This window comes from Wenzhouxiangella sp. AB-CW3 (assembly GCF_014725735.1).
GTDB lineage: Bacteria > Pseudomonadota > Gammaproteobacteria > Xanthomonadales > Wenzhouxiangellaceae > Wenzhouxiangella.
Map to the genome: position 1 here is coordinate 1,350,692 of NZ_CP061368.1, position 22,948 is coordinate 1,373,639.

General features: G+C 62.0%; 22 protein-coding genes. 16 read left to right on the plus strand and 6 right to left on the minus strand.

Features of this window, described 5'->3' with window-relative positions; all coding sequences use genetic code 11:
• Window positions 1-105: 105 nt before the first annotated feature.
• From IC757_RS05860 to aceK, 4 genes are all read left to right on the plus strand, one after another.
• Window positions 106-1,653: a tail fiber domain-containing protein gene (locus IC757_RS05860; RefSeq protein ID WP_190976434.1), complete on the plus strand. Its 1,548-nt coding sequence runs from the start codon at window positions 106-108 to the stop codon at window positions 1,651-1,653.
• Between the two features lie 29 nt (window positions 1,654-1,682).
• Window positions 1,683-4,901 (plus strand): hypothetical protein, encoded by a 3,219-nt coding sequence (locus tag IC757_RS05865; protein WP_190976435.1) that lies wholly within the window; start codon window positions 1,683-1,685, stop codon window positions 4,899-4,901.
• A 211-nt stretch (window positions 4,902-5,112) separates the two neighbouring features.
• Window positions 5,113-6,588, plus strand: a complete 1,476-nt coding sequence (locus tag IC757_RS05870; RefSeq protein ID WP_190976436.1) for a hypothetical protein — start codon at window positions 5,113-5,115, stop codon at window positions 6,586-6,588.
• A gap of 162 nt (window positions 6,589-6,750) precedes the next feature.
• A complete protein-coding gene (gene aceK, locus IC757_RS05875; protein ID WP_190976437.1) occupies window positions 6,751-8,481 on the plus strand; it encodes a bifunctional isocitrate dehydrogenase kinase/phosphatase in 1,731 nt (576 codons plus the stop codon).
• Between the two features lie 12 nt (window positions 8,482-8,493).
• On the opposite strand, the gene dcd is transcribed toward aceK, so the two are convergent.
• Together dcd and IC757_RS05885 are read right to left on the minus strand one after the other, a co-directional pair.
• Complete coding sequence (gene dcd, locus IC757_RS05880; protein ID WP_190976438.1) at window positions 8,494-9,063, minus strand: dCTP deaminase; 570 nt, start codon at window positions 9,061-9,063, stop codon at window positions 8,494-8,496.
• A gap of 50 nt (window positions 9,064-9,113) precedes the next feature.
• Window positions 9,114-10,208 (minus strand): S1C family serine protease, encoded by a 1,095-nt coding sequence (locus IC757_RS05885; RefSeq protein ID WP_190976439.1) that lies wholly within the window; start codon window positions 10,206-10,208, stop codon window positions 9,114-9,116.
• Window positions 10,209-10,512: 304 nt separating this feature from the next.
• Between IC757_RS05885 and petA the strand changes: the two genes are divergently transcribed.
• The 5 genes from petA to IC757_RS05910 are packed head-to-tail and all read left to right on the plus strand — an operon-like array spanning window position 10,513 to window position 14,202.
• On the plus strand, window positions 10,513-11,136 hold the full coding sequence (gene petA / locus IC757_RS05890; RefSeq protein WP_190976440.1) for a ubiquinol-cytochrome c reductase iron-sulfur subunit: 624 nt from the start codon (window positions 10,513-10,515) through the stop codon (window positions 11,134-11,136).
• A gap of 1 nt (window position 11,137) precedes the next feature.
• Entirely contained in the window at window positions 11,138-12,376 is a 1,239-nt protein-coding gene (locus IC757_RS05895) for a cytochrome b (RefSeq protein ID WP_190976441.1), read from the plus strand.
• Complete coding sequence (locus IC757_RS05900) at window positions 12,377-13,114, plus strand: cytochrome c1 (RefSeq protein WP_223846271.1); 738 nt, start codon at window positions 12,377-12,379, stop codon at window positions 13,112-13,114. It begins immediately after the preceding gene.
• Window positions 13,115-13,160: 46 nt separating this feature from the next.
• A complete protein-coding gene (locus tag IC757_RS05905) occupies window positions 13,161-13,784 on the plus strand; it encodes a glutathione S-transferase N-terminal domain-containing protein (protein ID WP_223846272.1) in 624 nt (207 codons plus the stop codon).
• Window positions 13,785-13,788: 4 nt separating this feature from the next.
• A complete protein-coding gene (locus IC757_RS05910) occupies window positions 13,789-14,202 on the plus strand; it encodes a ClpXP protease specificity-enhancing factor (RefSeq protein WP_190976442.1) in 414 nt (137 codons plus the stop codon).
• A gap of 6 nt (window positions 14,203-14,208) precedes the next feature.
• On the opposite strand, the gene IC757_RS05915 is transcribed toward IC757_RS05910, so the two are convergent.
• Both IC757_RS05915 and IC757_RS05920 read right to left on the minus strand, forming a co-directional pair.
• On the minus strand, window positions 14,209-14,556 hold the full coding sequence (locus IC757_RS05915; RefSeq protein ID WP_190976443.1) for a DUF3301 domain-containing protein: 348 nt from the start codon (window positions 14,554-14,556) through the stop codon (window positions 14,209-14,211).
• Window positions 14,553-15,086, minus strand: a complete 534-nt coding sequence (locus IC757_RS05920; protein WP_190976444.1) for a Smr/MutS family protein — start codon at window positions 15,084-15,086, stop codon at window positions 14,553-14,555. The genes IC757_RS05915 and IC757_RS05920 overlap by 4 nt, the downstream gene beginning before the upstream one ends.
• A gap of 73 nt (window positions 15,087-15,159) precedes the next feature.
• Here IC757_RS05920 and surE point away from each other — a divergent pair, with 73 nt between their 5' ends.
• Genes surE through IC757_RS05940 form a run of 4 tightly spaced genes read left to right on the plus strand, consistent with a single transcriptional unit; the run spans window position 15,160 to window position 18,020 of the window.
• Window positions 15,160-15,939, plus strand: coding sequence for a 5'/3'-nucleotidase SurE (surE, locus tag IC757_RS05925; RefSeq protein WP_190976445.1), 780 nt, complete (start codon window positions 15,160-15,162; stop codon window positions 15,937-15,939).
• Window positions 15,939-16,592, plus strand: coding sequence for a protein-L-isoaspartate(D-aspartate) O-methyltransferase (locus tag IC757_RS05930; RefSeq protein ID WP_411913471.1), 654 nt, complete (start codon window positions 15,939-15,941; stop codon window positions 16,590-16,592). Before surE ends, IC757_RS05930 begins: the two co-directional genes overlap by 1 nt.
• A gap of 52 nt (window positions 16,593-16,644) precedes the next feature.
• Window positions 16,645-17,190 (plus strand): YqaA family protein, encoded by a 546-nt coding sequence (locus IC757_RS05935; protein ID WP_190976954.1) that lies wholly within the window; start codon window positions 16,645-16,647, stop codon window positions 17,188-17,190.
• On the plus strand, window positions 17,187-18,020 hold the full coding sequence (locus IC757_RS05940) for a peptidoglycan DD-metalloendopeptidase family protein (protein ID WP_223846273.1): 834 nt from the start codon (window positions 17,187-17,189) through the stop codon (window positions 18,018-18,020). Before IC757_RS05935 ends, IC757_RS05940 begins: the two co-directional genes overlap by 4 nt.
• A gap of 30 nt (window positions 18,021-18,050) precedes the next feature.
• Here IC757_RS05940 and IC757_RS05945 read toward each other — a convergent pair whose 3' ends face one another.
• Together IC757_RS05945 and yhbY are read right to left on the minus strand one after the other, a co-directional pair.
• Window positions 18,051-18,422, minus strand: coding sequence for an Mth938-like domain-containing protein (locus IC757_RS05945; protein WP_190976447.1), 372 nt, complete (start codon window positions 18,420-18,422; stop codon window positions 18,051-18,053).
• Window positions 18,423-18,425: 3 nt separating this feature from the next.
• Window positions 18,426-18,719, minus strand: a complete 294-nt coding sequence (gene yhbY / locus IC757_RS05950; protein ID WP_190976448.1) for a ribosome assembly RNA-binding protein YhbY — start codon at window positions 18,717-18,719, stop codon at window positions 18,426-18,428.
• Window positions 18,720-19,426: 707 nt separating this feature from the next.
• Between yhbY and IC757_RS05955 the strand changes: the two genes are divergently transcribed.
• The 3 genes from IC757_RS05955 (at window position 19,427) to folP (ending at window position 22,910) form a co-directional block, all read left to right on the plus strand.
• Window positions 19,427-20,029, plus strand: a complete 603-nt coding sequence (locus IC757_RS05955) for an RlmE family RNA methyltransferase (RefSeq protein ID WP_190976449.1) — start codon at window positions 19,427-19,429, stop codon at window positions 20,027-20,029.
• Window positions 20,030-20,099: 70 nt separating this feature from the next.
• A complete protein-coding gene (gene ftsH / locus IC757_RS05960) occupies window positions 20,100-22,016 on the plus strand; it encodes an ATP-dependent zinc metalloprotease FtsH (protein ID WP_317977054.1) in 1,917 nt (638 codons plus the stop codon).
• A gap of 48 nt (window positions 22,017-22,064) precedes the next feature.
• On the plus strand, window positions 22,065-22,910 hold the full coding sequence (folP, locus tag IC757_RS05965; RefSeq protein WP_190976450.1) for a dihydropteroate synthase: 846 nt from the start codon (window positions 22,065-22,067) through the stop codon (window positions 22,908-22,910).
• Window positions 22,911-22,948: the final 38 nt, after the last annotated feature.

A 22,948-nucleotide genomic window follows, 5' to 3' on the forward strand; every position in this document is an offset into this window, starting at 1 on the left:
ATCATCGCTTCATCATGCGAACCGACCCTTCTGCTGCTGCAATGGCGTTGCATTTCACGGGCTGTGTGGCTCGTTTGATCAACCTTGGACAGTGAGGTAAGGAAGATGAAGGGTTTCAAGTGGATGTTCTTGGCGGCTCTGGCACTGACGTGGTGCCAGGCTCAGGCGTCGGAACTCTGGAAGGAAGGTGATGCGGGAATCTACTTCGATCTGGGTTCGGTGGGTATTGGCACGGAACAGATGCTGGCGCCGCTGCATGTGGTCATGCATGAAGACGGCGCACTGGACGAGAACGCAGCGGTCTTTGTCCGCAACCAATCCCATCTGGAGAAGTCGACCGGCTTGCTATCCGAGGCAGTCGGTGGTCGCGAAACCTTTGCAATCTATGGCAGGGCGCAGGGGGATATCACCAGTGCCGCAGGCCGGTTCGTCAACCTGAGCGCCCAAGGCGGTTATGGTCTCCATGCAGATGCGCAGGCGCAGTCCGGACCGGCAGTTGGCTTGTTCGCCACTTCGCGTTCACCGGATGGCTACGGCATACGCGTCAGCAGCGATGAGAGCGCGTGGTCGGGATACTTTACCGGTGGTCGATCCTATTTCGGCAATCGGGTCGGTATTGGCACCGAGTCCATCTCCGACAGCCTGCATGTACGCGCCCCCAGTGGCCAGAACGCATTGCGTGTGCAGACTGGGGGTCGCACTGCGTTTCGCGTCTACGGGAATTCCGGGGTGGGCGTTGGCGCCAACTACAACAGTTCCGGGGTGCCGGAACGGGGTTTGCGGGTGCATGGAGATGGAGACTTTGGTGGAGGGCTTTCAGCCACTTCGCTCACCGTTACAACGGATCCGGAGCTTGATGGCTACTACTGGTTTCCGGATTGGTTCGATGACGAAGTTGTTGCGCCACACTTCATCGCCTGGAATAACCCCGCCGAAGGTGTTTATGCCCGTAGCACCCTGCTGTTGTTCCATCCCGATCGCCAGGCGCCAATGGCGACGTTTCGATCGTTTGGCGATGAGGATGATCGGGTAGACCAGGTCGCACTCGGTGGGTGGCTGGACCCACTCATCCTTCAAGGCATGCCGTGGACCTATCCACGTGAAATTGAACTGCACGTCCATGGAAGGGCGCGCAAACCGGGTGGCGGGCTTTGGTCCACTTTTTCTGACGAGCGTCTGAAGGATGAGGTCGAGCTGCTGGAAACCGGCATGCTGGATCGACTCACCAGCCTCAATTCCTACCGCTACACCTATCTGCGCGATGCCATCGAGCAGGGGCTGGGTCATCCCGGAGAATACATCGGCTTTATGGCCCAGGAAGTCGAAATGCTGTTCTCGCAATGGGTTTACGAGAACAACCAAGGCTATCTGGAGATCTCCGAGCAGGGATTCACCGCCATCGTCGCCCAGGCGCTGCGCGAGCTTCGGGAAGAACAGCGCCTTGCCGTCCGGCAGGCTGAGGAAGGCTTCAGGGCTGAAGTTGCGGCACGGGATGAGCGCGTCCACGAGCTGAGCGAGCGCCTGGCGGCCGCCGAGTCCACACAGCAGCAGATTTTTGCGCTGCAGGCCGAGCGGGATGCGATGTCCGAGCGCCTTGCCGTGCTGGAAGCGCTGCTGTTGGGCGGCGAGATCGCCTCGGTTCAATCACCTTGAAGAGACAAGCATTAGCTGGGAGTAACGTAATGGCCAGGATCAGATTCGTTCTGGGATTTTCACTTCTGTTGACTTCCGCTGTGGTGCATGCCAACTACGTGGTCAACTCCAACACTGACGCACCGCGGTCGCCTTCGGCTGCGGCAGGTGACTGCGATACTGGCAACGTGGTGCCGGCGCCCGGCGCCGGCTTCGAGCCCGAGTGCACGCTGCGGGCCGCAATTCAGACTGCCAACCTGGTCGATTCCGGATCCCTGGCGATCATCAGCTTTGCCAGCCACATTCCGACCAGCGGGGGCAATACAGTATTCACCCCGGCGACCGCATTGCCGGATATCGAAACGCCGATCCGCATCGATGGCACCAGCCATCCCAACTACGATCCGCAGGATGGGTTTCCGCGGGTCATTCTCGACGGCAACTCGCTGACTGAAAGCGCGCATGGTCTGCGAATCACGGCCGATGGCTCGTTCTCCGAAATCATTTCACTGAATATCATCCGCTTTTCCAGTGGCGCGGGGATTCAGATGACCAATGCCGACAACGTACTGGTGGGTCAGTCGCAGATCGGCCAGTTTCTCGGATCGAATGTGCCTGCACCCAACAACTGGGGAATTCGGATACTCAATGGCAACAATAACCAGATTGGTGGCACCAGCCAGTTCGCTCCACCGATCGGCCCCTGGCGCAACGTGATCTCCGGCAATACAGCCAGTGGGATAGAGATTGCCGGCGACAATAATCGCCTGGGTCGTAATCACATTGGTGTCAGTCCGATCGGTGATCAGCCCACGCCCAACGGTGCGGTGGGGGTATCGATTCTAGGAGGTCAGGGCAACGAGATTGGCCACCCGCAGGGACGCAGCGTGATTGCCGCGAATGGTGGTGGTGATGTGCTGATTCTGCAGTCGGCCAGCCAGACTCTCATTCGCTGCTCCTTCATCGGCACCAATGCGGCGGGTGATGGCCTGCTGTCCCCGGGACCTGAGCCGGCCATAGAGGTTGTGGGCAATGGCCACACCATTGGCCAGCAAGGCTGCGCCAATCGTATTGCCGGGCAGGTGGCCATCGGTCGAGACGGCCAGTTTCCCGAGTCGGCCAACTTCAACACGGTCGAGTACAACTTCGTCGGCACCAATCCGGATGGCGACGATCTGGGGACCGACCAAACCGGTATCTTCGTGCTGGATGGTGAAGGCAATGAGATCCTCCACAATACGGTGGGCTTCGCGCTGACGGGCATCGGGCTGGGCGTCAACACGGTCAACAATTTCGTGCGTTCCAACTTTGTCGGCGTCAATGCCGACGGTGATGCCTTGCCCGTCATGTTCAGTGCCATTCGCGATGCCGGGCAAGGCAATGGCAACAACATCGGCGGTTCGCAGGAAGCCTGGGGCAACGTGGTTGGCCATGCCGCGATCGGGATCGAACTTGCGGCCGACAGCACGCTCTCCAGAGTCGAGGGGAATCTCGTTGGGGTCACGCCGGGCGGCGCGCCGGCGCCGGTCACTCATGGTATCCAGGCCTCGGGCAGTCAGCACCAGATCGGTACCATCGGTACGGGTAACCGCGTCGGTCATGCCACACTTTCAGGCATTCGCCTGATGCCGGGCTCGGCGGATGTCTCGGTGGCCGACAATCGCATCGGCACCGAGCCGATGCTTGACGGAGGCTTCGGGTCCGATGCCATCGGCATCCGGGTGTCGGGAGCGGATCACCAGATCGGGAGCTTCAACTATATTGGCGGCATGGACAGAGGTATCCGTGTTTTCGAGGGGACTCACGACATCTTCGACAACCGGCTTGGCATCGATGAGGTCCTCCAGGCCTACCCGATTGCCACGCATGGCATTCTGCTCGGCAATGGCTCGAGCAGTGTCCGGGTCATCGGCAACTGGATCGGCCACAGCACACGCGGCATTCGCATCAACAGTAGTTCGCCGTTCGCGGTGGTTGGCAACAATTGGGTCGGCGTCACTCCCGACGGCGATGATATCGGCAATACCCTGTATGGCCTCTACACCACCGGATCCGGCACGATGGTCGGTGTTGATCCGTCCACGTCAGATAGCATGCCCAACGTATTCGGCTTCAACGGTAGCGGGGGCGGAGTCCGGGTCGGCAGTGACAACGCTCAAGTCATCAATAACTACATTGGCAGCACTCCTGCAGGCCTGACGGTCCCCAACGGTGGCGAGGCCGGACTGATCATTCTGGAATCGCCGCAGAATGTTCGTATCGGGCTCTCTGCCGAAATCAGTCAAAACATCATCCGCGGCAATGCGGGGCACGGTATATCCGTCAGATCGGCGGGGCCGGACGTCGAGATTGGTGTCAACAGTATTCGGGGCAATGGTGGCCACGGCATATTGATTGGCCAAGGGGTATCCGATGTGGTCATGCAGAGCTCGGTAGACCCCAGCCTGGGTTCTCTCGACTTTTACGGCAATGAGGGTAGTGCCATTGCCTTTGATCCGGATGCCGGCGCCGGCAACAGCATCCGCCGCGTTCTGCAACGCCGCCATGACAAGGGAATTGATCTGGGGCCGGGCGGGCGCGATCAGGATCCCGGGGATGCCGACACCGGCCCGAACAACCTGCAGAATTATCCCGAATTCGACGAATTGGCATCCGGGTTCAATCCGGATGCCGGAAACGTGGAGATCCGCTTTCGCGTCGATTCAGCACCTGGTAACTCGGCCTACCCGATTGTAGTTGATGTCTACAGGAGCGACCCCGCCGGTTCCGGATTGCTGATGGGTTGGATTGGCACCGTGGTTTACGAGCAGGCCGACGCACAGGAGTTCGTCGAGGTCAGTCTGACGCCGGTGCCCGGCACCCAGACGCCGGAGGCAGAGTCCTGGTTCGTGGCCGTTGCCACCGACAACCTGGGCAATTCCAGTGAAGTTTCCGAACCCTTCGGCGGACCACCCCGCTACACCATCGGCGGCGTCGTTAACAACCTGGCCGGCAACGGAATGAATCCCCTGGTGCTGCAGAACAACGGTGGCGACGATCTGGATATCACCCAGGCCGGGACTTTCTCGTTCCAGTTCGATACGCCAGTGCCGGACGGATTCACCTACGAGGTCAGCGTCAGTCAGCAGCCTGACGGCCAGTCTTGCACGGTGAGTAATGGCAGTGGCACCGTCGACGGCGACGACGTCAACGACGTCCAGGTCATCTGTGATGCACTGGGAGATGTGATCTTCACAGACCGATTTGAGTTCGATCCGATTCTCCGGTAGCCAACGCATTCGGTCGGCAGGTCAGCCTGGCGCGTGCGTAGGCAAGTTGATCCTGGCCTGGGCGCTACTCCCGCCGCGCCTGCCGACCGATCCTCCAATGGAAGGACAAAATCACGCCAAAGTCATGGTTTCGTCATGCCGGGTGGACTGACCCCGACAAGACTGTGTTTCACGGACCAGGATCAACCTTGAACGCGACGGGAGAAGTGCAATGAGAAAGACAGTCTTGGTAGTCATGGCCACCGCCGGCCTGTTGGGGGCAAGTGGCAACGCCTTCGGCCAGCACCTGTGGATCGGCAACGAGTCGGAGGACTGGTTCGATTCCGACAACTGGGACGGCGGTGTACCGAACTCGGGAACCAGTCAGGTTCGTATCAATACCACCAACCCCAACCCGACTTTGATCGATGGTAACGCGGCAGAGACCGGCAACAGCTTCAGCGTCGGTCACAACGCCAGCGGTGAATTGTCGATTGTCAACGGCGGCAGCCTGCATACCCATGGTTCAGGCGTCGTGGGCAGCCAGGCGGGAGGCGATGGTAGCGTGATCATCCGCGGAGCGGGTTCGAGTTGGGAGGTGGACTCATCGAACTCTGCTATTGGAAACTCTGGCGCCGGTGAACTAGAGATTCTGGACGGTGGCCAGTGGATCGGTCCTGGAAGCGGCACTATCAGCATTGGTTGGCAGGCCTCGGGCAGCGGAAGTGTTGTCGTCAGTGGCACCGGGTCGAGCATGGATTTTGGTGGCGGGAATTTCTGGCTTGGGCATGTCGGCTCAGGCCAGATGACCATCAGTGACGGCGGCCAGGTGCTGTTCGGCACAACCTCCACTGTGGCGCAGGCAGCGAACAGCCATGGCGAAGTCCTGTTGACCGGTGCCGGGTCCCTGCTCTCCGGAACTCGTCTGCATGTGGGCAACAGCAGCAGCGGCCACCTGCGATTGGTCGATGGCGCCATGTTGCATCTGACGGGCAGCGGATCTCCGGCGAACTACCGGTTGGTGATTGGCGCCAATCCGGGATCGGAAGGCGAGGTGGTCGTTGGCGGGCCCGCTGGCGAGTCGCCAGAAGCTCCCGGCCAGATGGATCTGTTTGGCGGGGTTCTGTTCAACGGCGGTGCCGGAACGCTGGTGTTCAACCACACCGGTTCGCTGGACATGCCGTTTCCCATCGAAGGCCCGGTCGGCACGAATGCCAGCGGTCTGATCCGTGCAGAGAACGGCGCCACGCTGTTTTCCGGTCAGCCGGTCAACTACAGCGGCAGCCTGCTCATCGAGGAGGCTGGGGTTTTCGGCGCCAGTGGGCAGTTAGGCGATGTGACCAATGAAGGCACCCTGGTGGCCAGCCCCGGCCAGTCGGCCGCGCTTAGCATAGGCGGTGACTATGTCCACGGCGAGAATGCCGTGCTGGCCATCGAGCTCGCGCCGGGCCCGGTCGTTGATCTCGTCGAGGTAAGCGGTGCGGTGACCATCGAGGGCGGCAGTGTGGCTTTCACCGTTCTGCCGGGCAACTACGGCCGAGAGCCCCTCGACGGCCTTTATCCGATATTGACGGCAGCCGAAGGCATTGTTGGGGAGTTCGATCAGATTGTCACCAGCAATCCGAACGCCTATGTGCTGGTCCATGATGGTGATACCGTCTATGTGCAGGTCAACGACCGCATGTTCCATGATCGCTACGAGCAGTGATCGGAACAGGGGCTTGTGCTCTGTTTCTGACCGGTTGCTCCCGGCCCCGGTGGGCTGTGTGAAAGCGGCTCACACTGCGTCTCCTGGCCTTTTCGCAGTACACGGAGCAAGGAGCGATCCGGGCTAAAATGAGCCCTGGATTCAATAAACCGGGCGCAACCCATGGCGCAGTCCGATTCCAGCGGCTCATTGATCCGGCGGGCAACCGATCTGTTGTTGACCGGTTTCGACGATTACAACGCCAGCTTTTCCGACCTGTCGCGGCGCGGCAAGCGCCGCTTCGAGGCCGGTGACCGGGTCGGCATGCGCTCGGACGTGGTCGCGCGTATGGCGCTTTACGACCAGAGTGTCGACGAGGTCATCGGCCGGCTCGAGGAGAGCCTGGCCAACCGGTTGTGGTCCCGCTCGATCTGGAAGGAGATCCACAAGGCCTTTGCAAAGGCCATCGACGATCGCCTCGATGCCGAGCTCTACAAGACTTTCTTCAATACCACCAGCCGACGGCTGTTCAAGACCCGGGGTGTCGATCCGGCCATCGAGTTCGTGGCGCTGGATATCCAGCCTACCGACCGGATCACTCATCCGGTCTCACGCCACACCTACGCCGTGGGCGGTGATCTGGGCGATACGTTCCGGCGTGTTCTGCGCGACTACGAGTTTTCCATACCGTATGCCGATTCGGCAGGGGACGGCGAACGTCTTGCCGAGCGCCTGCGCTCGGAGTTGCTTGCCGTTGGCGAGTCGGCGATCACCAGCATCGAGCTGCTCGAGACGGTGTTTTATCGTGAAGGGCGCGCCTACCTGGTCGGGCGGGCATTCGGGCGCGAGCGTTATCTGCCCTGCGTGATTGCCCTGGTCCAGGAGGACAGCCAGGTACGCGTCGATGCGCTGCTGGTCCGACGCCTGCAGGTGTCGATCCTGTTCGGGTATACGTTCAGCTATTTTCTGGCCGATCTGCCCACGGTCGGCGATGCCGTGGTGTTTTTGCGCACGCTGTTGCCCGACAAGCCCATCGATGAGCTCTACACCGTGCTGGGCCGTGCCAAGCAGGGCAAGACCGAGCGCTACCGCGCCTTTGTGCGCCAATTGCTGGTGCGTCCGGAGGAAACGATGGTCGAGGCCGAGGGTCAGCGCGGCATGGTCATGGCCGTGTTTACCCTGCCGTCCTATCCGCTGGTTTTCAAGCTGCTGCGTGACCGGTTTGCTCCGGTCAAGACCATTCGCCGCCACGAGGTCATCGAGCGCTACCACCTGGTTCACCGACACGACCGGGTCGGGCGATTGCTCGATGTGCAGGAGTTCAAGGACCTGCGCTTTCCGCGCGACCAGTTTTCCTCCGAACTGCTCGATGAGCTCATGTCGGAATGTCAACGCATAGTACGGATTGATGACGACACCGTCGTGATCCGTCACAGCTTTGTCGAGCGGCGGGTACGGCCGCTGGACCTGTATCTCAAGGAGGTGGACGAAGCAGCGGCGCATCATGCCGTGACCGACATGGGCCAGGCACTCAAGGATCTGGCCCGCTCCAATATCTTTGCCGGCGACCTGCTGCCCAAAAACTTCGGCGTGACCCGATCGGGCCGGGTGGTGTTCTACGACTATGACGAGCTGACCCTGCTGACCGACTGCAACTTCCGTCACATGCCCAAGGCGACCAACGATTTCGATCTCTACAGCGATGAAACCTGGTTCCATGTGGATGACAATGACGTCTTTCCCGAGGAGTTTCCCAGGTTTCTCGCCCTGAAGCCGGCATTGCTCGAGGTGCTGCGCGATGCCCACGGCGAACTGTTCGACGCCGACTGGTGGCTTCAGGTGCAGTCACGCATCCGTTCGGGAGAATCGCTGGATGTGCCGCCCTACACCGATGAAGCCCGCCTGCGTGGCTGACTGACCGAAACCTCAGGCTCTGGGCAGGGTGACGCCGCGCTGCCCCATGTACTTGCCGGCTCGGTCGGCGTAGGAGGTCTCGCAGGCTTCGTCGGATTCCAGGAACAGGAACTGGGCCACACCCTCGTTGGCGTAGACCTTGGCCGGCAGTGGCGTGGTGTTGGAAAACTCCAGCGTCACATGGCCTTCCCATTCCGGTTCCAGCGGAGTGACGTTAACGATGATCCCGCAGCGTGCGTAGGTCGACTTGCCCAGGCAGATGGTCAGCACATTGCGGGGAATGCGGAAGTATTCCACCGTGCGGGCAAGGGCAAAGGAGTTGGGCGGGATGATGCAGACATCGCCCTTGAAGTCGACAAAGCTCTTGTCGTCGAAATGCTTGGGGTCGACGATGGCGGTGTTGATGTTGGTGAAGATCTTGAACTCATCGGCACAGCGGCCATCGTAGCCGTAGCTCGAGGTGCCATGGGATACGAGTTTCTCGCCGGCGGCGTTCTGCCGGACCTGGCCGGGCTCGAACGGCTCGATCATGCCGTGCTTTTCGGCCATGTGGCGGATCCAGCGATCAGACTTGATGCTCATGACAACCCCGAACAGTCGATTTCTGCAAAGTGGTGAATTCTACCCGCTGTTCAGCTGCGCAGGGGCGGCTGCTGAATCAGGGTCACGCTGGTGGTGAACAGCTGATTGCCACGAATGATCTCGAACTCGACTTCCCGACCGGGCTCCAGGTTGGCCAGGCGCTGGGTCAGAGCGCGCGCGCTGGCGACCGACTGCTCATTGGCCTGGACCAGGATGTCGCCGGGTTGCAGTCCGGCTCGCCAGGCGGGTCCGCCCTGGTGGATCTGGGTGATGCGGGCGCCGGGCCGGGTGGCGTCCTGTCCGGTCAGGTTGAGCGTGACGTCGGCCAGGTCAGCACCCAGCCAGCCGCGCTTGACCTGTCCGTACTCGATGATCTGGCTGGCCACGCGACGGGCAACCGGGGCTGGAATGGCAAAACTGATACCCTGGGCCCCGGTTTCCTGGCCCAATGAGGCGCTGTTGATGCCCACGACTTCGCCGCTGGCGTTGATCAGGGCGCCGCCGGAATTGCCGGCATTGATGGCCGCGTCAGTCTGGATGAAGTCTTCATGGCCGCCAAGGTCGAGGTGGGCACGGCCGGTGGCGCTGATGATGCCCTGCGTGACCGTATGGCTCAGCCCATAGGCATTGCCGATGGCCAGGACCACGTCGCCGGTGCGCAGCCCTGAATTTTCAGACAGCGTGGCCACCGGCAGGTCGTTCATGCTCACCTCCAGCAGCGCCAGGTCGGTACCGGGATCGGCACCGACCACGCGCGCTTCGGCGATGCGCCCGTCCCACAGGGCCACGAGGATGTCGTCGACGTTGGAAATGACGTGCATCGTGGTCAGAATCAGTCCGTCACTGGAAATGATCACGCCCGAGCCCAGGCCTTGGCGGGGGCGGGTGACCATGCGGTCGCGGTAGAGTGCGGAAAACAGTGGGTCGGAGAACTCCATGCCCAGCGGCTCGCTGACCAGCGTACGGGTATAGACGCTGACTACCGCCGGCGCCGTTCGGTTGACCGCTTCGGCGTAGGAATCCGGCGCGCGATTGCCCGTAGCGTCCAGTGCCGGCAGCAGTTCAGGCCGAAACCAGACCAGCACAAAGGCCACGGCCAGACCCAGGATGGTGAACTGCAAGGCAAATTGAAGGACTCTGGTCATGTATCGATGCAAAGTTCAGCGGCCCCGCCCTGGCGCCGAGTTCTTGTGTCGGGGATGACGGCCAAATCCGCCTGTGATACGGCATGCGTGGAATATTTCTCGCATAAAGTACCATGGACGATTGAGAAACAGCTTAATTTTTCGCTAAAATAGCGGGCTGATTGTTCTTGAGTCCGTTTCGCGTGACGCCGCTTGCTCCCGATCGGGAACCAGCGGTCGGGTACAGGCGGGACGCAATCCCGGGAGCATCGGCCTTTCAGCATGCCGAGCTGCCCCCTAAAGAAACCTAGTTCTGGAGTGCTTCATGTCGGAAAGTGATTCGCTTTCGTCCATCCAGCCGCCCGAGAATCCGGGTCGGCGCCGTTTGCTGGCGTGGACCACCGGGGTGGTCGGTGCCGCAGGCGTCGGTGCCGCGGTCTGGCCGTTTGTCTCCTCGCTGCAGCCCAGTGCCCGGGCGCGGATCATCGGGGCGCCGGTCGAGGTCTTTATCGGCAACCTGGAGCCGGGGCAGTTGCTGCGAGTCCAGTGGCGTGGCCAGACCATCGGCGTGATGCGCCGCACCGAGCGTATGCTCGAGGATCTTCAGGCCCTGGCCGATCAGCTCCGCGACCCGGACTCAAGTGCAGAGCAGCAGCCCGAGTATGCCCGCAACTTCCATCGCTCGATCCGACCGGAAGTCCTGGTGGCCAATATCCATTGCACCCACCTGGGCTGCGTGCCCCAGGTGTTGCCGGAAGTCGGAGCCCAGCCGTTCGACGAGAACTGGCGCGGCGGGTTCTTCTGCCCCTGCCACCGTTCGACCTTCGATCTGGCCGGACGCGTGTTTCGCGGGGTGCCGGCGGTACTGAACCTGGTGGTGCCACCATACCGATTCATCGACGACGATCACGTCCTCATCGGCGAAGACCCGGAAGAAGGAGCAGCCTGACATGGCAAAGCCCGCCAGTTCGATCAACAAGCACATCAATGCCGTCGGTCAGTGGATTGACGATCGCTCCAATATCAGCGAGTTCTACAAGAAGCACTTGAGCGAGTACTACGCCCCGAAGAACTTCAATCTGTGGTACTTCTTCGGGTCGCTGTCCTTGCTGGTACTGGTCAACCAGATCGTGACCGGCATTTTCCTGACCATGCACTACAAGCCCGACGCGGAGCTGGCCTTCGCCTCGGTTGAATACATCATGCGCGATGTCGAGTGGGGTTGGCTGATTCGCTACATGCACTCGACCGGCGCGTCGCTGTTTTTCGTGGTGGTCTACCTGCACATGTTCCGAGCCCTGATGTACGGCTCGTACCAGAAGCCCCGCGAGCTGGTCTGGATCCTCGGTGTCACCATCTACCTGGTGCTGATGGCCGAGTCCTTCATGGGCTACGTGCTGCCCTGGGGCCAGATGTCCTACTGGGGTGCCCAGGTGATCATTTCGCTGTTCGGCGCCGTGCCGTGGATCGGGGACGGACTGGTCGAGTGGATTCGCGGCGATTACATGGTCGCTGACGCCACGCTCAACCGTTTCTTCGCGCTGCACGTCGTGGCGCTGCCCATGGTGCTGCTGCTGCTGGTCGTCTTGCACCTTGCCGCGCTGCATGAGGTGGGTTCGAACAACCCCGATGGCGTCGAGATCAAGGAAAAGAAGGATGCCCAGGGCCGTCCGATCGATGGCATTCCGTTCCATCCTTACTACACGGTCAAGGACATCTTCGGCGCGGCCTTCTTCCTGATCATCGCGGCGTTCATCATCTTCTTCCTGCCGGAATTCGGTGGCTACTTCCTCAAGCCTGACAACTTCATCGAGGCCGACCCGCTGGTGACGCCGGACCACATTCCGCCGGTCTGGTACTTCACGCCGTTCTACGCCATTCTCCAGGCCGTGCCCGACAAGCTCATGGGCGTGATGCTGATGGGTGCGGCGGTCATGATCCTGTACCTGGTGCCGTGGCTTGATCGCAGCCCGGTCAAGTCGCTGCGCTACCGCAGCTGGATGTCGAAGCTGGCGCTGGCCATCTTCGCCGTGGCATTCATCAGGCTGGGCATGCTGGGGCTGTCTCAGGATTCCAGTACCCTGGAGCTGAGGCTGTGGACCTTCCTGTACTTCGCGTTCTTCATTCTGATGCCGATCTGGACGCGCTTCGAGCCCACCAAACCCGTACCCGAGCGAGTGACCAAGTAAATGAGTTATCGACACTTTCAGATTGTTCTGGTGCTGATTGCCATGGCCGTTGCCAACCCGGCGACGGGTAAGGGTGGTGATCTCGATCACGCCAACACCAATGTCCATGACAAGGCGGCGTTGCAGCGCGGTGCCAGCCTGTTCGTGAACTACTGCATGGGTTGTCATTCTGTCCAGTTCATGCGCTACCAGCGACTGGCTGACGATCTCGGCCTTACCGAGGAACAGGTAGAAGAGTTCCTGATCATGGGCGATGGCGAGGCCGGCGACTACATGCTCACGGCCATGGATGCCAGCGATGCCGAGGACTGGTTCGGCGTGACGCCGCCGGATCTGAGCCTGACCGCCCGTTCGCGCGGCAGCGACTGGATCTACAGCTTTCTGCGTGGCTACTACCTGACAGACGACGGCTGGAACAACACGGTGCTGGAAAATCCGGCCATGCCGCATGTGCTGTGGGATCTGCAGGGCATCCAGCGCGCCGTGACCGAGACCTACACCGACGATGAGGGCCAGGAGCGGACCCGCGTGGTCAGCCTGGAACTGGATCAGGAAGGCCGCATGTCGCCCCGGGATTTCGACAAGGCCATGCTGGATCTGACCACGTTCATGGAGTACGTCGCCGAACCGGCCGCGCTTCAGCGTGAGCGGCTGGGGATCTGGGTGCTGCTGTTTCTCGGATTGCTGACCTTCCTGGCGTATCTCCTATACAAGGAATACTGGAAGGACGTCAAGTGAGTGCTGTGTCCGCCAGCCTGAAGGCGCCAGACCACCTAGCCGGAGTATGACTAACATGATGGCCCTGTATTCCTCGGAGAACTGCATCGACTGTCATCGTGTGCGCGTCGTCCTGGCCGAAAAGGGGATCAACGTCGAGATCATCCATGTCGAGCAGGATCGTGCCGCCACGGCCGACCTGGCTGAGCTCAACCCTTACGGCGAGACGCCGACACTGGTCGACAGAGACCTGACGCTGTATGGCACCTGGGTGGTGACCGAGTACCTGGACGAGCGTTATCCGCACCCGCCGCTGATGCCGGTCGACCCGGTATCGCGTGCCTATCTCCGGCTGGCCATGTACCGCATGTTCCGCGACTGGATCGATGCGGCGCGCATTATCGAAACCTCTGGTGGCGAGAAGAAGGTTGCCGCCGCGCGCAAGCAGCTGCGCGAGGGGATCATCTCGTCCGATGACCTTTTTGGTGTCAAGCCTTTCCTGCTCAGCGATGAGCTTTCGCTGGCCGATTGTGCTCTGGTGCCGTTGCTCTGGCGCCTGCCGGCCTACGATATCGATCTGACGGCGCGCCAGGCCCCCAACGCGATCAAGTACATGGAACGCATGTTCGCGCGCGACTCGTTCAAGCGCAGCCTGACCGAGGTCGAGCGAATCCTGCGCGAAGGGGAGTGAGCGCATGCTGTCAAGCCGACCCTACCTGCTGCGGGCGCTGTATGAATGGATTGTCGACAGCGGTCTGACGCCACATCTGCTGGTCGATGCCCAGCAACCCGGTGTCGAGGTGCCGGAATCGGCCGTCGAAGATGGCCGGGTGATTCTCAATGTCAATCCATCGGCAGTGCGAGACTTGCTGATCGATGCTGAACTGGTGACGTTCGTTGCCCGTTTCGGCGGCGTGTCGCAGGCAGTGACCGTGCCGGTCGAGGCTGTCGAGGCCATCTATGCCCGGGAGAATGGCCGCGGGATGATGTTTCCCCCGGATGGCGAGGATCCCGGTGGCCCCTCGGGCAAAGAGGGGGACGAGTCTACAGAGGCCCGTTCACCGTCGCCGGGCCCGCGCGGCAAGCCCAACCTGAAAGTCATCAAGTAAGCAAGGCTACCGGGTTTCTTCTCCTTCCTCGATCACGCGGCCGCCATCTTCGCGCTCGGCCCAGATGGCGATCAGCCGCGTACCGATCATGGTCAGCTCGCCGCCGCGCCGCTGACCCCCGTCGGGGCTGAAGTCGAAGCGGTAGCGACGACGCCATTGCAGTCCCCGCTTCGAACGCGTCGGCCACAGCCCGGCCAGGGTAACGGTCTGATCGAGCAGTTGCCAGTGCTGGCTTCGACAAAAAGTCCGCGCATGTCCCCGGGCCCGGTCGCGGGCGTTGACCGCCGATGCCCAGTACAGCGCGGCTGCCCCCAACAGCAGCAGGATGGCCAGGGTTTCTTCCATGCCGTTCATCGACGTGTGCTCAGCAGCACGTGAACGGCCCCCGTGCCGCCATCATGCGGCGGGGCCGAAGCAAAAGCGGCAACGCGGCTGTGGCGGCTTAGCAGACGCGCCGCAAGGCGCTTGATCTGCGGGCCATCCGGCCCCGAGCGCAGCCCCTTGCCGTGAATGATCTTGACGCAGGAAAAGCCCTCGCGCTCGGCGTGGGCCAGGAACTCCCGAATGGTGCGGCCGGCTGCCTCCAGGTTCATCTGGTGCAGGTCGATCTGATCCTGGACTCGCCAGTGTCCACGCCGCAGACGGGTCAGAACACGCTTCTGCAGCCCCGGCCGCAGGTAGCTGATTTCCTCGCCGGTCTCGACGGCACTGAAATCGATGGGGGCGGAGGCGAGATCGTCCATTACGGCCCGCTCGTCCTGCTGGCGCTGGCGCGGCTGGGCACGCGGTGCGGGAGGCCGGCTCTGCACCCGGTCGCTCCTGACCCGTCGCACTGATCCGACAGACTCGCGAAACAGCTCGAAATCCTTGTCTGAATTGTTCATGGCATCCTGCGTTCAGCTGCGTCCGACGACCCGACTTCCTTTATAGTTACGTTTTACCCAGTCCAGTTCAAGCATGCATATTCTAGTTGCCAATGACGACGGGCTTTATGCGCCCGGAATCCGCCTGTTGTCGGAGCGGCTGCTCGATCACAGCGAACGTGTGACCGTGGTCGCCCCCGACCGTGACCGCTCCGGGGCCAGCAATTCGCTGACCCTGGACCGCCCGATTCGCGTCGATCAGCGTGATGATCGCACGTACAGGGTGTATGGAACGCCCACCGACTGCGTGCACATCGCCATAACCGGGCTGCTCGAGGACGAGCCCGACATGGTGGTCTCGGGGATCAACGCAGGCGCCAACCTGGGCGATGACGTGCTCTACTCGGGCACGGTGGCAGCGGCCATGGAGGGGCGTTTCCTCGGCCTGCCGGCAATGGCCGTGTCACTGGTTCATTCCAACGGCGGGCCGCGCCACTATGAAACCGCTGCCGAAGCGGCCTGCCTGCTGATGGCCCGTCTCAAGGACGAGCCCTTGCCGGCCGACACCATACTCAACGTCAACGTGCCCGACGTGCCCTGGGACGAGATTCAGGGGTTTGAGACCACCCGCCTGGGTCATCGTCACCGCTCCGAAGACGTGATCCCTCTCGAGGACCCGCGCGGGCGCAGCTTCTACTGGATCGGCCCGGCCGGTGGCGAAGAGGACAACGGGCCGGGCACCGATTTCCATGCCGTTCGCAAGCACCATGTTTCGGTCACGCCCATCCACGTCGACCTGACTCGCTACCAGGCACTGGACCAGGTCAGTCACTGGATTGAGCAGCTCAACCTCGGATCGAAAGCTGACCGGTGATGATGGCTCCCAGTGGCATAGGCATGACCTCCGAAACCACACGCAGGCGCCTGATCAAGCGCCTGCGCGACAAGGGCATTCAGGATGAACGGGTGCTTGATGCGATGGCCGCGGTGCCGCGTCACCTGTTTGTCGACGAGGCCTTGTCGTCACGGGCCTACGAGGATACGGCCCTGCCCATCGGCAGAGGTCAGACCATATCCCAGCCCTACGTCGTGGCGATGATGACAGCGGCGGTGCTGCGAGAGGGCAGGCTGGGCAAGGTACTGGAAGTTGGAACGGGTTCGGGCTACCAGGCTGCGATTCTGTCCCGGCTTGCCGACAAGGTGTTCACCACCGAGCGGATCGGCGAACTGCAGCGCAGCGCCCGCCAGCGTTTTCATCGCCTGGGCTTGCACAACATCTATACCCGTCATGCCGACGGCAACGAAGGCTGGCCCAGCCAGGCTCCATTCGACGCCATCATGGTCACTGCCGGCGGCGATATCCCGGAGCAGTTGTTCGAGCAGCTCGCCGAGGGGGGTGTGCTGGTGGCTCCCGAGACTGCCGGAACTCATCAGCAACTGGTGCGGGTGACGCGACGGCAGGACGGCTATGAGCGTGAGGTGTTGGGTGCCGTCACCTTCGTGCCACTGAGAACGGGACTGGAATAAGTGAGCGGGGAAGGCTGCTGAGGTGTTTCGTGCACTCTACGATCGGGTGCTCATGTGGTCCCGGCATCGACACGCCCGGCGCTACCTGTTTACCCTGAGCCTGACCGAGGCCACCTTCTTTCCGGTGCCCCCCGATGTCATGCTTGCCCCGATGGTGCTGGCCGAGCGAAAGGCGGCCTGGCAACTGGCCTTTCTGACTACGCTGGCCTCGGTCATCGGCGGGCTGATCGGGTACCTGATCGGGTTTCTGGCCATCGAGGCCGTCATGCCGCTGATCGAGCGGGCCGGTTACATGGATGCCTATGATGCCGCCGTCGACGCCTTCCAGCGCTTCGGGGTCTGGTTCGTTATTCTGGCCGGCTTCTCGCCCATACCCTTCAAGGTGATCACCATTGCCGCCGGCGCCCTGGGCATGCCTGTATTCGGTTTCCTGATTGCCGCCACGATTGGCAGGGGCGCGCGTTTTTACATGGTCGCCGGGGTGATATACGCTGGCGGAGAACGTGCGGCCGAGTATCTTCGCGACTGGATCGACATACTCGGCTGGGTGTTCGTGGGCCTGACTGCCGTTGCCTTGCTGCTGTGGTGGCTGTGGTGAAACTTCGTTTCCCTGTCGTGCTGCTGATCGCGACTGTCCTGGCGGGTTGCGCCCCCTGGGCCCCGGCGCCCGTGGAAGATCGAAGTCGTGGTGCAGAGCCGCCGTCGCCACCTGCCCAGGAAGAGCGGGTGGTCACTGCGCCGCCACCCGTCTACGAGGTGCGGCGTGGCGACACGCTGTATTCCCTCGCCTTTCGCTTCGGCCTCGACTGGCGCGCCGTGGCCGAATGGAACGATATCGATGCGCCCTACACAATTCGTCCGGGCCAGGAGCTGCGCATGACCGCACCGCCGGCAGCCAGGCCCAGCGCCGAACCCGGACGGCCGGCCGTAGCGCAGGCCGATCCGGAGCCCGAAGCCGAACAGGACAGCGAAACCGCAACGCCGGATCGCCCTGAACCCGCCCGCGAGACGACGCGCGCACCGGCACCTTCGGCATCATCCAGCACCCGCACGGTCGGTGGCGTGGAATGGCAGTGGCCGGCATCCGGGACAGTACAGCGGCCCTTTGACGCCAGTGCGACCCGTCGGGGCATCGGAATTGGTGGACAGGCTGGCGAACCCGTGCTGGCCGCCGGCGCGGGCGAGGTGGTCTACAGTGGCACGGCGCTGATCGGTTACGGCGAGCTGATCATCATCAAACACTCCGACACCCTGCTGTCGGCCTATGGCTACAACCGCAGTCGGCTGGTCGAGGAGGGTGATCAGGTGTCGCGTGGCGAGCAGATTGCCGAGATGGGTCTGAACGAACGCGACGAAGAGTTGCTGCACTTTGAGATCCGGCGCGATGGCCAACCGGTCGACCCCCTGTCCTACCTGCCGCAGAGATAGTCTGAATACTCGCCACCAGCCTGTCGCCGGTCAGGCCATGATCAATGCCGCCAGCGCGCGCCGGTTCTCGCTCATCAGCACATTGAACGTGCGGGCCGCGGCCGGCAGCGTCATGCACTCAAAGCCAATGCCCTGTTCGACAAAGCGCATCTGGAGCTCGATTGGCGGCACCTGGTGGGTTCGGCCAATGCCGACGACCACCAACTCGGGTTGTGGCCCGAGCAGAACCGACAGCCTGTCCTCATCGAGATCGTCCAGGGAGCAGACCGGCCAGTCGGTTTCCAGAAAGCGAGCACCCACCACCAGGCTGGCGTGGTAGATGGCCTGGTCGATGCGCACGCCCTGGTCGGTCACCTCGCGAATGACATGATGATTGCCCTGGCGGTGCTCGGTCAGTTCCACTGGTCAGCGGGGCAGGGCGATCACCGGTTTCTTTGGGTGGCGCCGGTAAAGACAGACCACCTGGCCGATGCTGTGCACCTTTTCCGCCCCGGTGGAGGCGATCAGCCGCGCAATCCACTCGCCGCGCTGTTCCCGATCGCCACGCAGCTTGATCTTGATGAGTTCATGGTGATCCAGCGCCTGCTCGATCTCGGCCAGCACGTTATCGCTCAGTCCCTTGTCAGCGATCATCACGACCGGTTTGAGGTCATGAGTCAGGCCGCGGAGATACTTTTTTTGCGAAGTGGTCAGGGGCATGGGGTGGTGTCTGCTGATGGAGCCATCATTGTATCGCAGGGTGGGGGGGAGGGAAGGGTGGGGTGTTGGGTGTTGGGTGTTGGGTGTTGGGTGTTGGGTGTTAGGTGTTAGGTGTTAGGTGTTAGGTGTTAGGTGTTAGGTGTTAGGTGTGAAGTGTGAAGTGTGAAGTGTGAAGTGTGAAGTGTGAAGTGTGAAGTGTGAAGTGTGAAGTGTGAAGTGTGAAGTGGGAAGTGGGAAGTGGGAAGTGGGAAGTGGGAAGTGGGAAGTGGGAAGTGGGAAGTGGGAAGTGGGAAGTGGGAAGTGGGAAGTGGGAAGTGGGAAGTGGGAAGTGGGAAGTGGGAAGTGGGAAGTGGGAAGTGGGAAGTGGGAAGTGGGAAGTGGGAAGTGTGGCGGGTGGGGTGGTTTTGGTCTGTCGTCCCGGAATCGCCGCAGGCGATATCCGGGACCCCGCAGGTTGGGAATCTGCACGGCTTGGCGATCAGGTTCAACGTTGTGCCTGCTGATGGGTGCGAGGCCCCGGATCATCGCGGCGCGCTGTCCGGGGCGACGAGGCAGGGTTATCAGGGGGACCCGTTGGGGGCGTGGCGCGGTGAGAGGCGGCCGGAGGGCTGAAGAGATCGGCAGCTGAGCGGGTGGGTATTGGTGGTAGCATTGTCCCGTTCCCCATCTTCCATCTCCCGTCTTCCGTCTTCCGTCTTCCGCTCCAAATGTCCAACTGGAAAAAACGCCAGGAATCAGACCCCTACGTCAAACAAGCCCGCGAGCGAGGCTACCGCGCGCGGGCGGCGTTCAAGCTTGCCGAGCTTGATGACAAGGACCGCCTGTTTCGCCCCGGCCAGCGGGTCGTGGATCTGGGTGCGGCCCCCGGTAGCTGGTCGCAGGTGGCGCGCGAACGGGTCGGGTCTGGCGGCATCGTCATTGCCCTGGATATCCTGCCCATGGAGCCTCTTGAGGGAGTGACCTTCATCGAGGGCGATTTTCGTGAGGACGAGCCGCTCGAGGCCCTGGAAACGGCACTGAACGGCGCGCGAGTAGACCTTGTGCTGTCGGACATGGCGCCCAATATCTCCGGTATCGGGCCGGCCGACCAGGCGCGCAGCATGTACCTGGCGGAGCTGGCCATGGCCTTTGCCGTCGAGTGGCTGGATATTTCAGGGGTCTTCGTGGTCAAAGTCTTTCAGGGTGAAGGGTTTGACGCGTTTCTCAAGGAGCTGCGTCAGGCCTTTGGCAGCGTGAAGGTGCGCAAGCCCCGTGCCTCGCGCCCGGAAAGCCGCGAAGTCTACCTGGTGGCAAGAGACCGCAAGGGCTGAGAGTATCCGTTGATTACACATGCGATAGAATGGGTCAGGTGGCCACAAGACCCGACCCCGGAGTAATGTTTTGAGTGATTTTGCCAAGAATCTTCTAATGTGGATCATCATCGCGGTGGTGCTGATGAGTGTGTTCAATCACTACTCACAGACCGACCCCGAGCCGCGCGAGATGATCTACTCGGTGTTCCTGGAGCAGGTCCGCAGCGGCAACATCGAGGAAGTGGTGATCCAGGAAGGCCAGGGTGGCAAGACCATCACCGGCCAGACGCTGGATGGGCGTGACTTTCTGGTAACCGCGCCGCGTGATGACGGGCTGATCAAGGATCTGCTCGATCACAATGTCGCCATTGACGCCAAGCCGCCGGAGGGTCGGTCGCTGGTGCTCGATATCCTGATCAGCCTGCTGCCGGTACTCGTGCTGGTGGGCCTCTGGGTCTATTTCATGCGCCAGATGCAGGGCGGCGCCGGCGGACGCGGCGGGGCGATGAGTTTCGGCAAGTCTCGCGCAAAGTTGCAGGGCGAGGATCAGGTCAAGGTCACCTTCAGTGATGTCGCCGGTTGCGACGAAGCCAAGGACGAAGTGACCGAACTGGTCGATTTCCTGCGCGACCCCGGCAAATTCCAGCGTCTGGGCGGACACATTCCCAAGGGCATTCTCATGGTCGGCCCGCCGGGAACCGGCAAGACCCTGCTGGCCCGGGCCATCGCCGGCGAGGCACAGGTGCCGTTTTTCTCCATCTCCGGCTCGGACTTCGTCGAGATGTTCGTCGGTGTCGGTGCCTCGCGCGTTCGCGACATGTTCGAAACCGCCAAGAAACATGCCCCGTGCATCATTTTCATCGACGAGCTCGATGCCGTTGGTCGTCATCGTGGTGCCGGTCTGGGTGGTGGTCATGACGAGCGTGAGCAGACCCTCAACCAGTTGCTGGTGGAAATGGATGGCTTTGAGGGCAGCGAGGGCATCATCCTGATTGCCGCGACCAACCGCCCCGACGTGCTCGATCCGGCCCTGCTGCGACCGGGTCGCTTCGACCGCCAGGTGGTTGTTCCGCTGCCCGACCTCAAGGGGCGCGAGCATATTCTCAATGTGCACATGCGCAAGGTGCCGTGCGACGAGAATGTCAATGCCCGCCTGATCGCACGGGGCACGCCCGGTTTCTCAGGCGCCGATCTGGCCAACCTGGTCAACGAGGCCGCTCTGTTTGCGGCGCGCCAGAACTCGAAGACGGTCACCCACCAGCACTTCGAGCAGGCCAAGGACAAGATCATGATGGGCGCCGAGCGCAAGTCCATGGTCATGGACGAGGAAGACAAGCGTCTGACTGCCTACCACGAGGCGGGTCATGCCATTGTCGGTCGCATCGTGCCCGAGCACGATCCGGTCTACAAGGTGACGATCATTCCTCGCGGACGTGCGCTGGGCATGACCATGTTCCTGCCCGAGCAGGACAAGTACAGCCAGAACAAGACCGAGCTGGAGAGTCAGCTCGCCAGCCTGTTCGGCGGACGGGTGGCCGAGGAGCTGATCTATGGCAAAGACAAGGTCACCACCGGGGCCTCCAACGATATCGAGCGGGCCACCCAGATTGCCCGCAACATGGTCGCGAAGTGGGGGCTGTCGGATGTCATGGGGCCCTTGTCCTACGACGAGAACGAAGATGAGGTCTTTCTTGGTCGCTCGGTGACCCAGCACAAGCATATTTCCGACGAAACCCATCGGCAGATGGACAAGGAAGTGCGTCAGATCATCGATCGGGCCTACGAGCGGTGCAGGGAAATCCTACAGACGAACATGGACAAGCTGCACCTGATGGCCGAGGCGCTGATGCGCTACGAGACCATCGACGCGAAGCAGATCGACCAGATCATGGACGGCCATGAGCCCGATCCGCCCGAAGGCTGGGACGATTCCGGAGCGCCGGATTCCGATTCCGGTGCGGGTGACGATGATCAGGCGCCGGATGGTCAGCCGGCAACCGGTTGACGACTTTTGCTCTGACATCCTGAATATCGGCGGTCACCCATCGGATTGATGGCAAGGAATCTGCAGCAACGCCTGAAAGAGGCGGCCGCTCACCAGCGGCCGCTGGTCATGGGGGTGGTCAACGTCACCCCCGATTCCTTTTCCGACGGCGGTCTGTTTCTTGACCCGGCCCGTGCCGTTTCGCATGCGCTCGCGCTGGCCGGGCAGGGTGCCGACTTGCTCGATGTGGGCGGTGAGTCAACCCGACCAGGGGCCGATCCGGTCGACCAGAACGACGAGCTTGAGCGGGTCCTGCCGGTCATAGAAGGCATCGTGTCGGCCACTGATGTGCCGGTTTCCATCGACACCTCCAAGCCTGATGTCATGCGCGCGGCGGTGGCTGCCGGGGCGGCCATGGTCAACGACGTCAACGGTTTGCGTGCCGAAGGAGCCATCGAGGCCGTCGCCGGCATGGACGTGCCGGTCTGCATCATGCACATGCTCGGCGAGCCACGCACCATGCAGCACGACCCCCGATACAGCGACGTGGTGGGTGACATCGCGGATTTCCTTGGCGAACGCGTAGCGGCCTGTCGCGCGGCCGGCATGGACAAGGACCGCATCGTGCTCGATCCGGGCTTCGGGTTCGGCAAGACCCTGGCCCACAACTTCGAATTATTGCGCCGACTCGATGAACTGGTGGCCCTGGGCCACCCGGTGCTGGCCGGCATGTCGCGCAAGTCGATGCTGGGCACGCTGTGTGGTCGCGACAACCCGGCCGATCGGGTGGCCGCATCGGTCGCCGCCCACCTGCTGGCGGTGCAGAAGGGGGCAGCCATTGTTCGCGTGCACGATGTGGCCGAGATGGTCGATGCCCTGGCTGTCTGGCGTGCCACGACCGCTATCGAAGACTGAGCCCGACTGCCGCGGGGCGGTGCGCATCCCTTAGAATA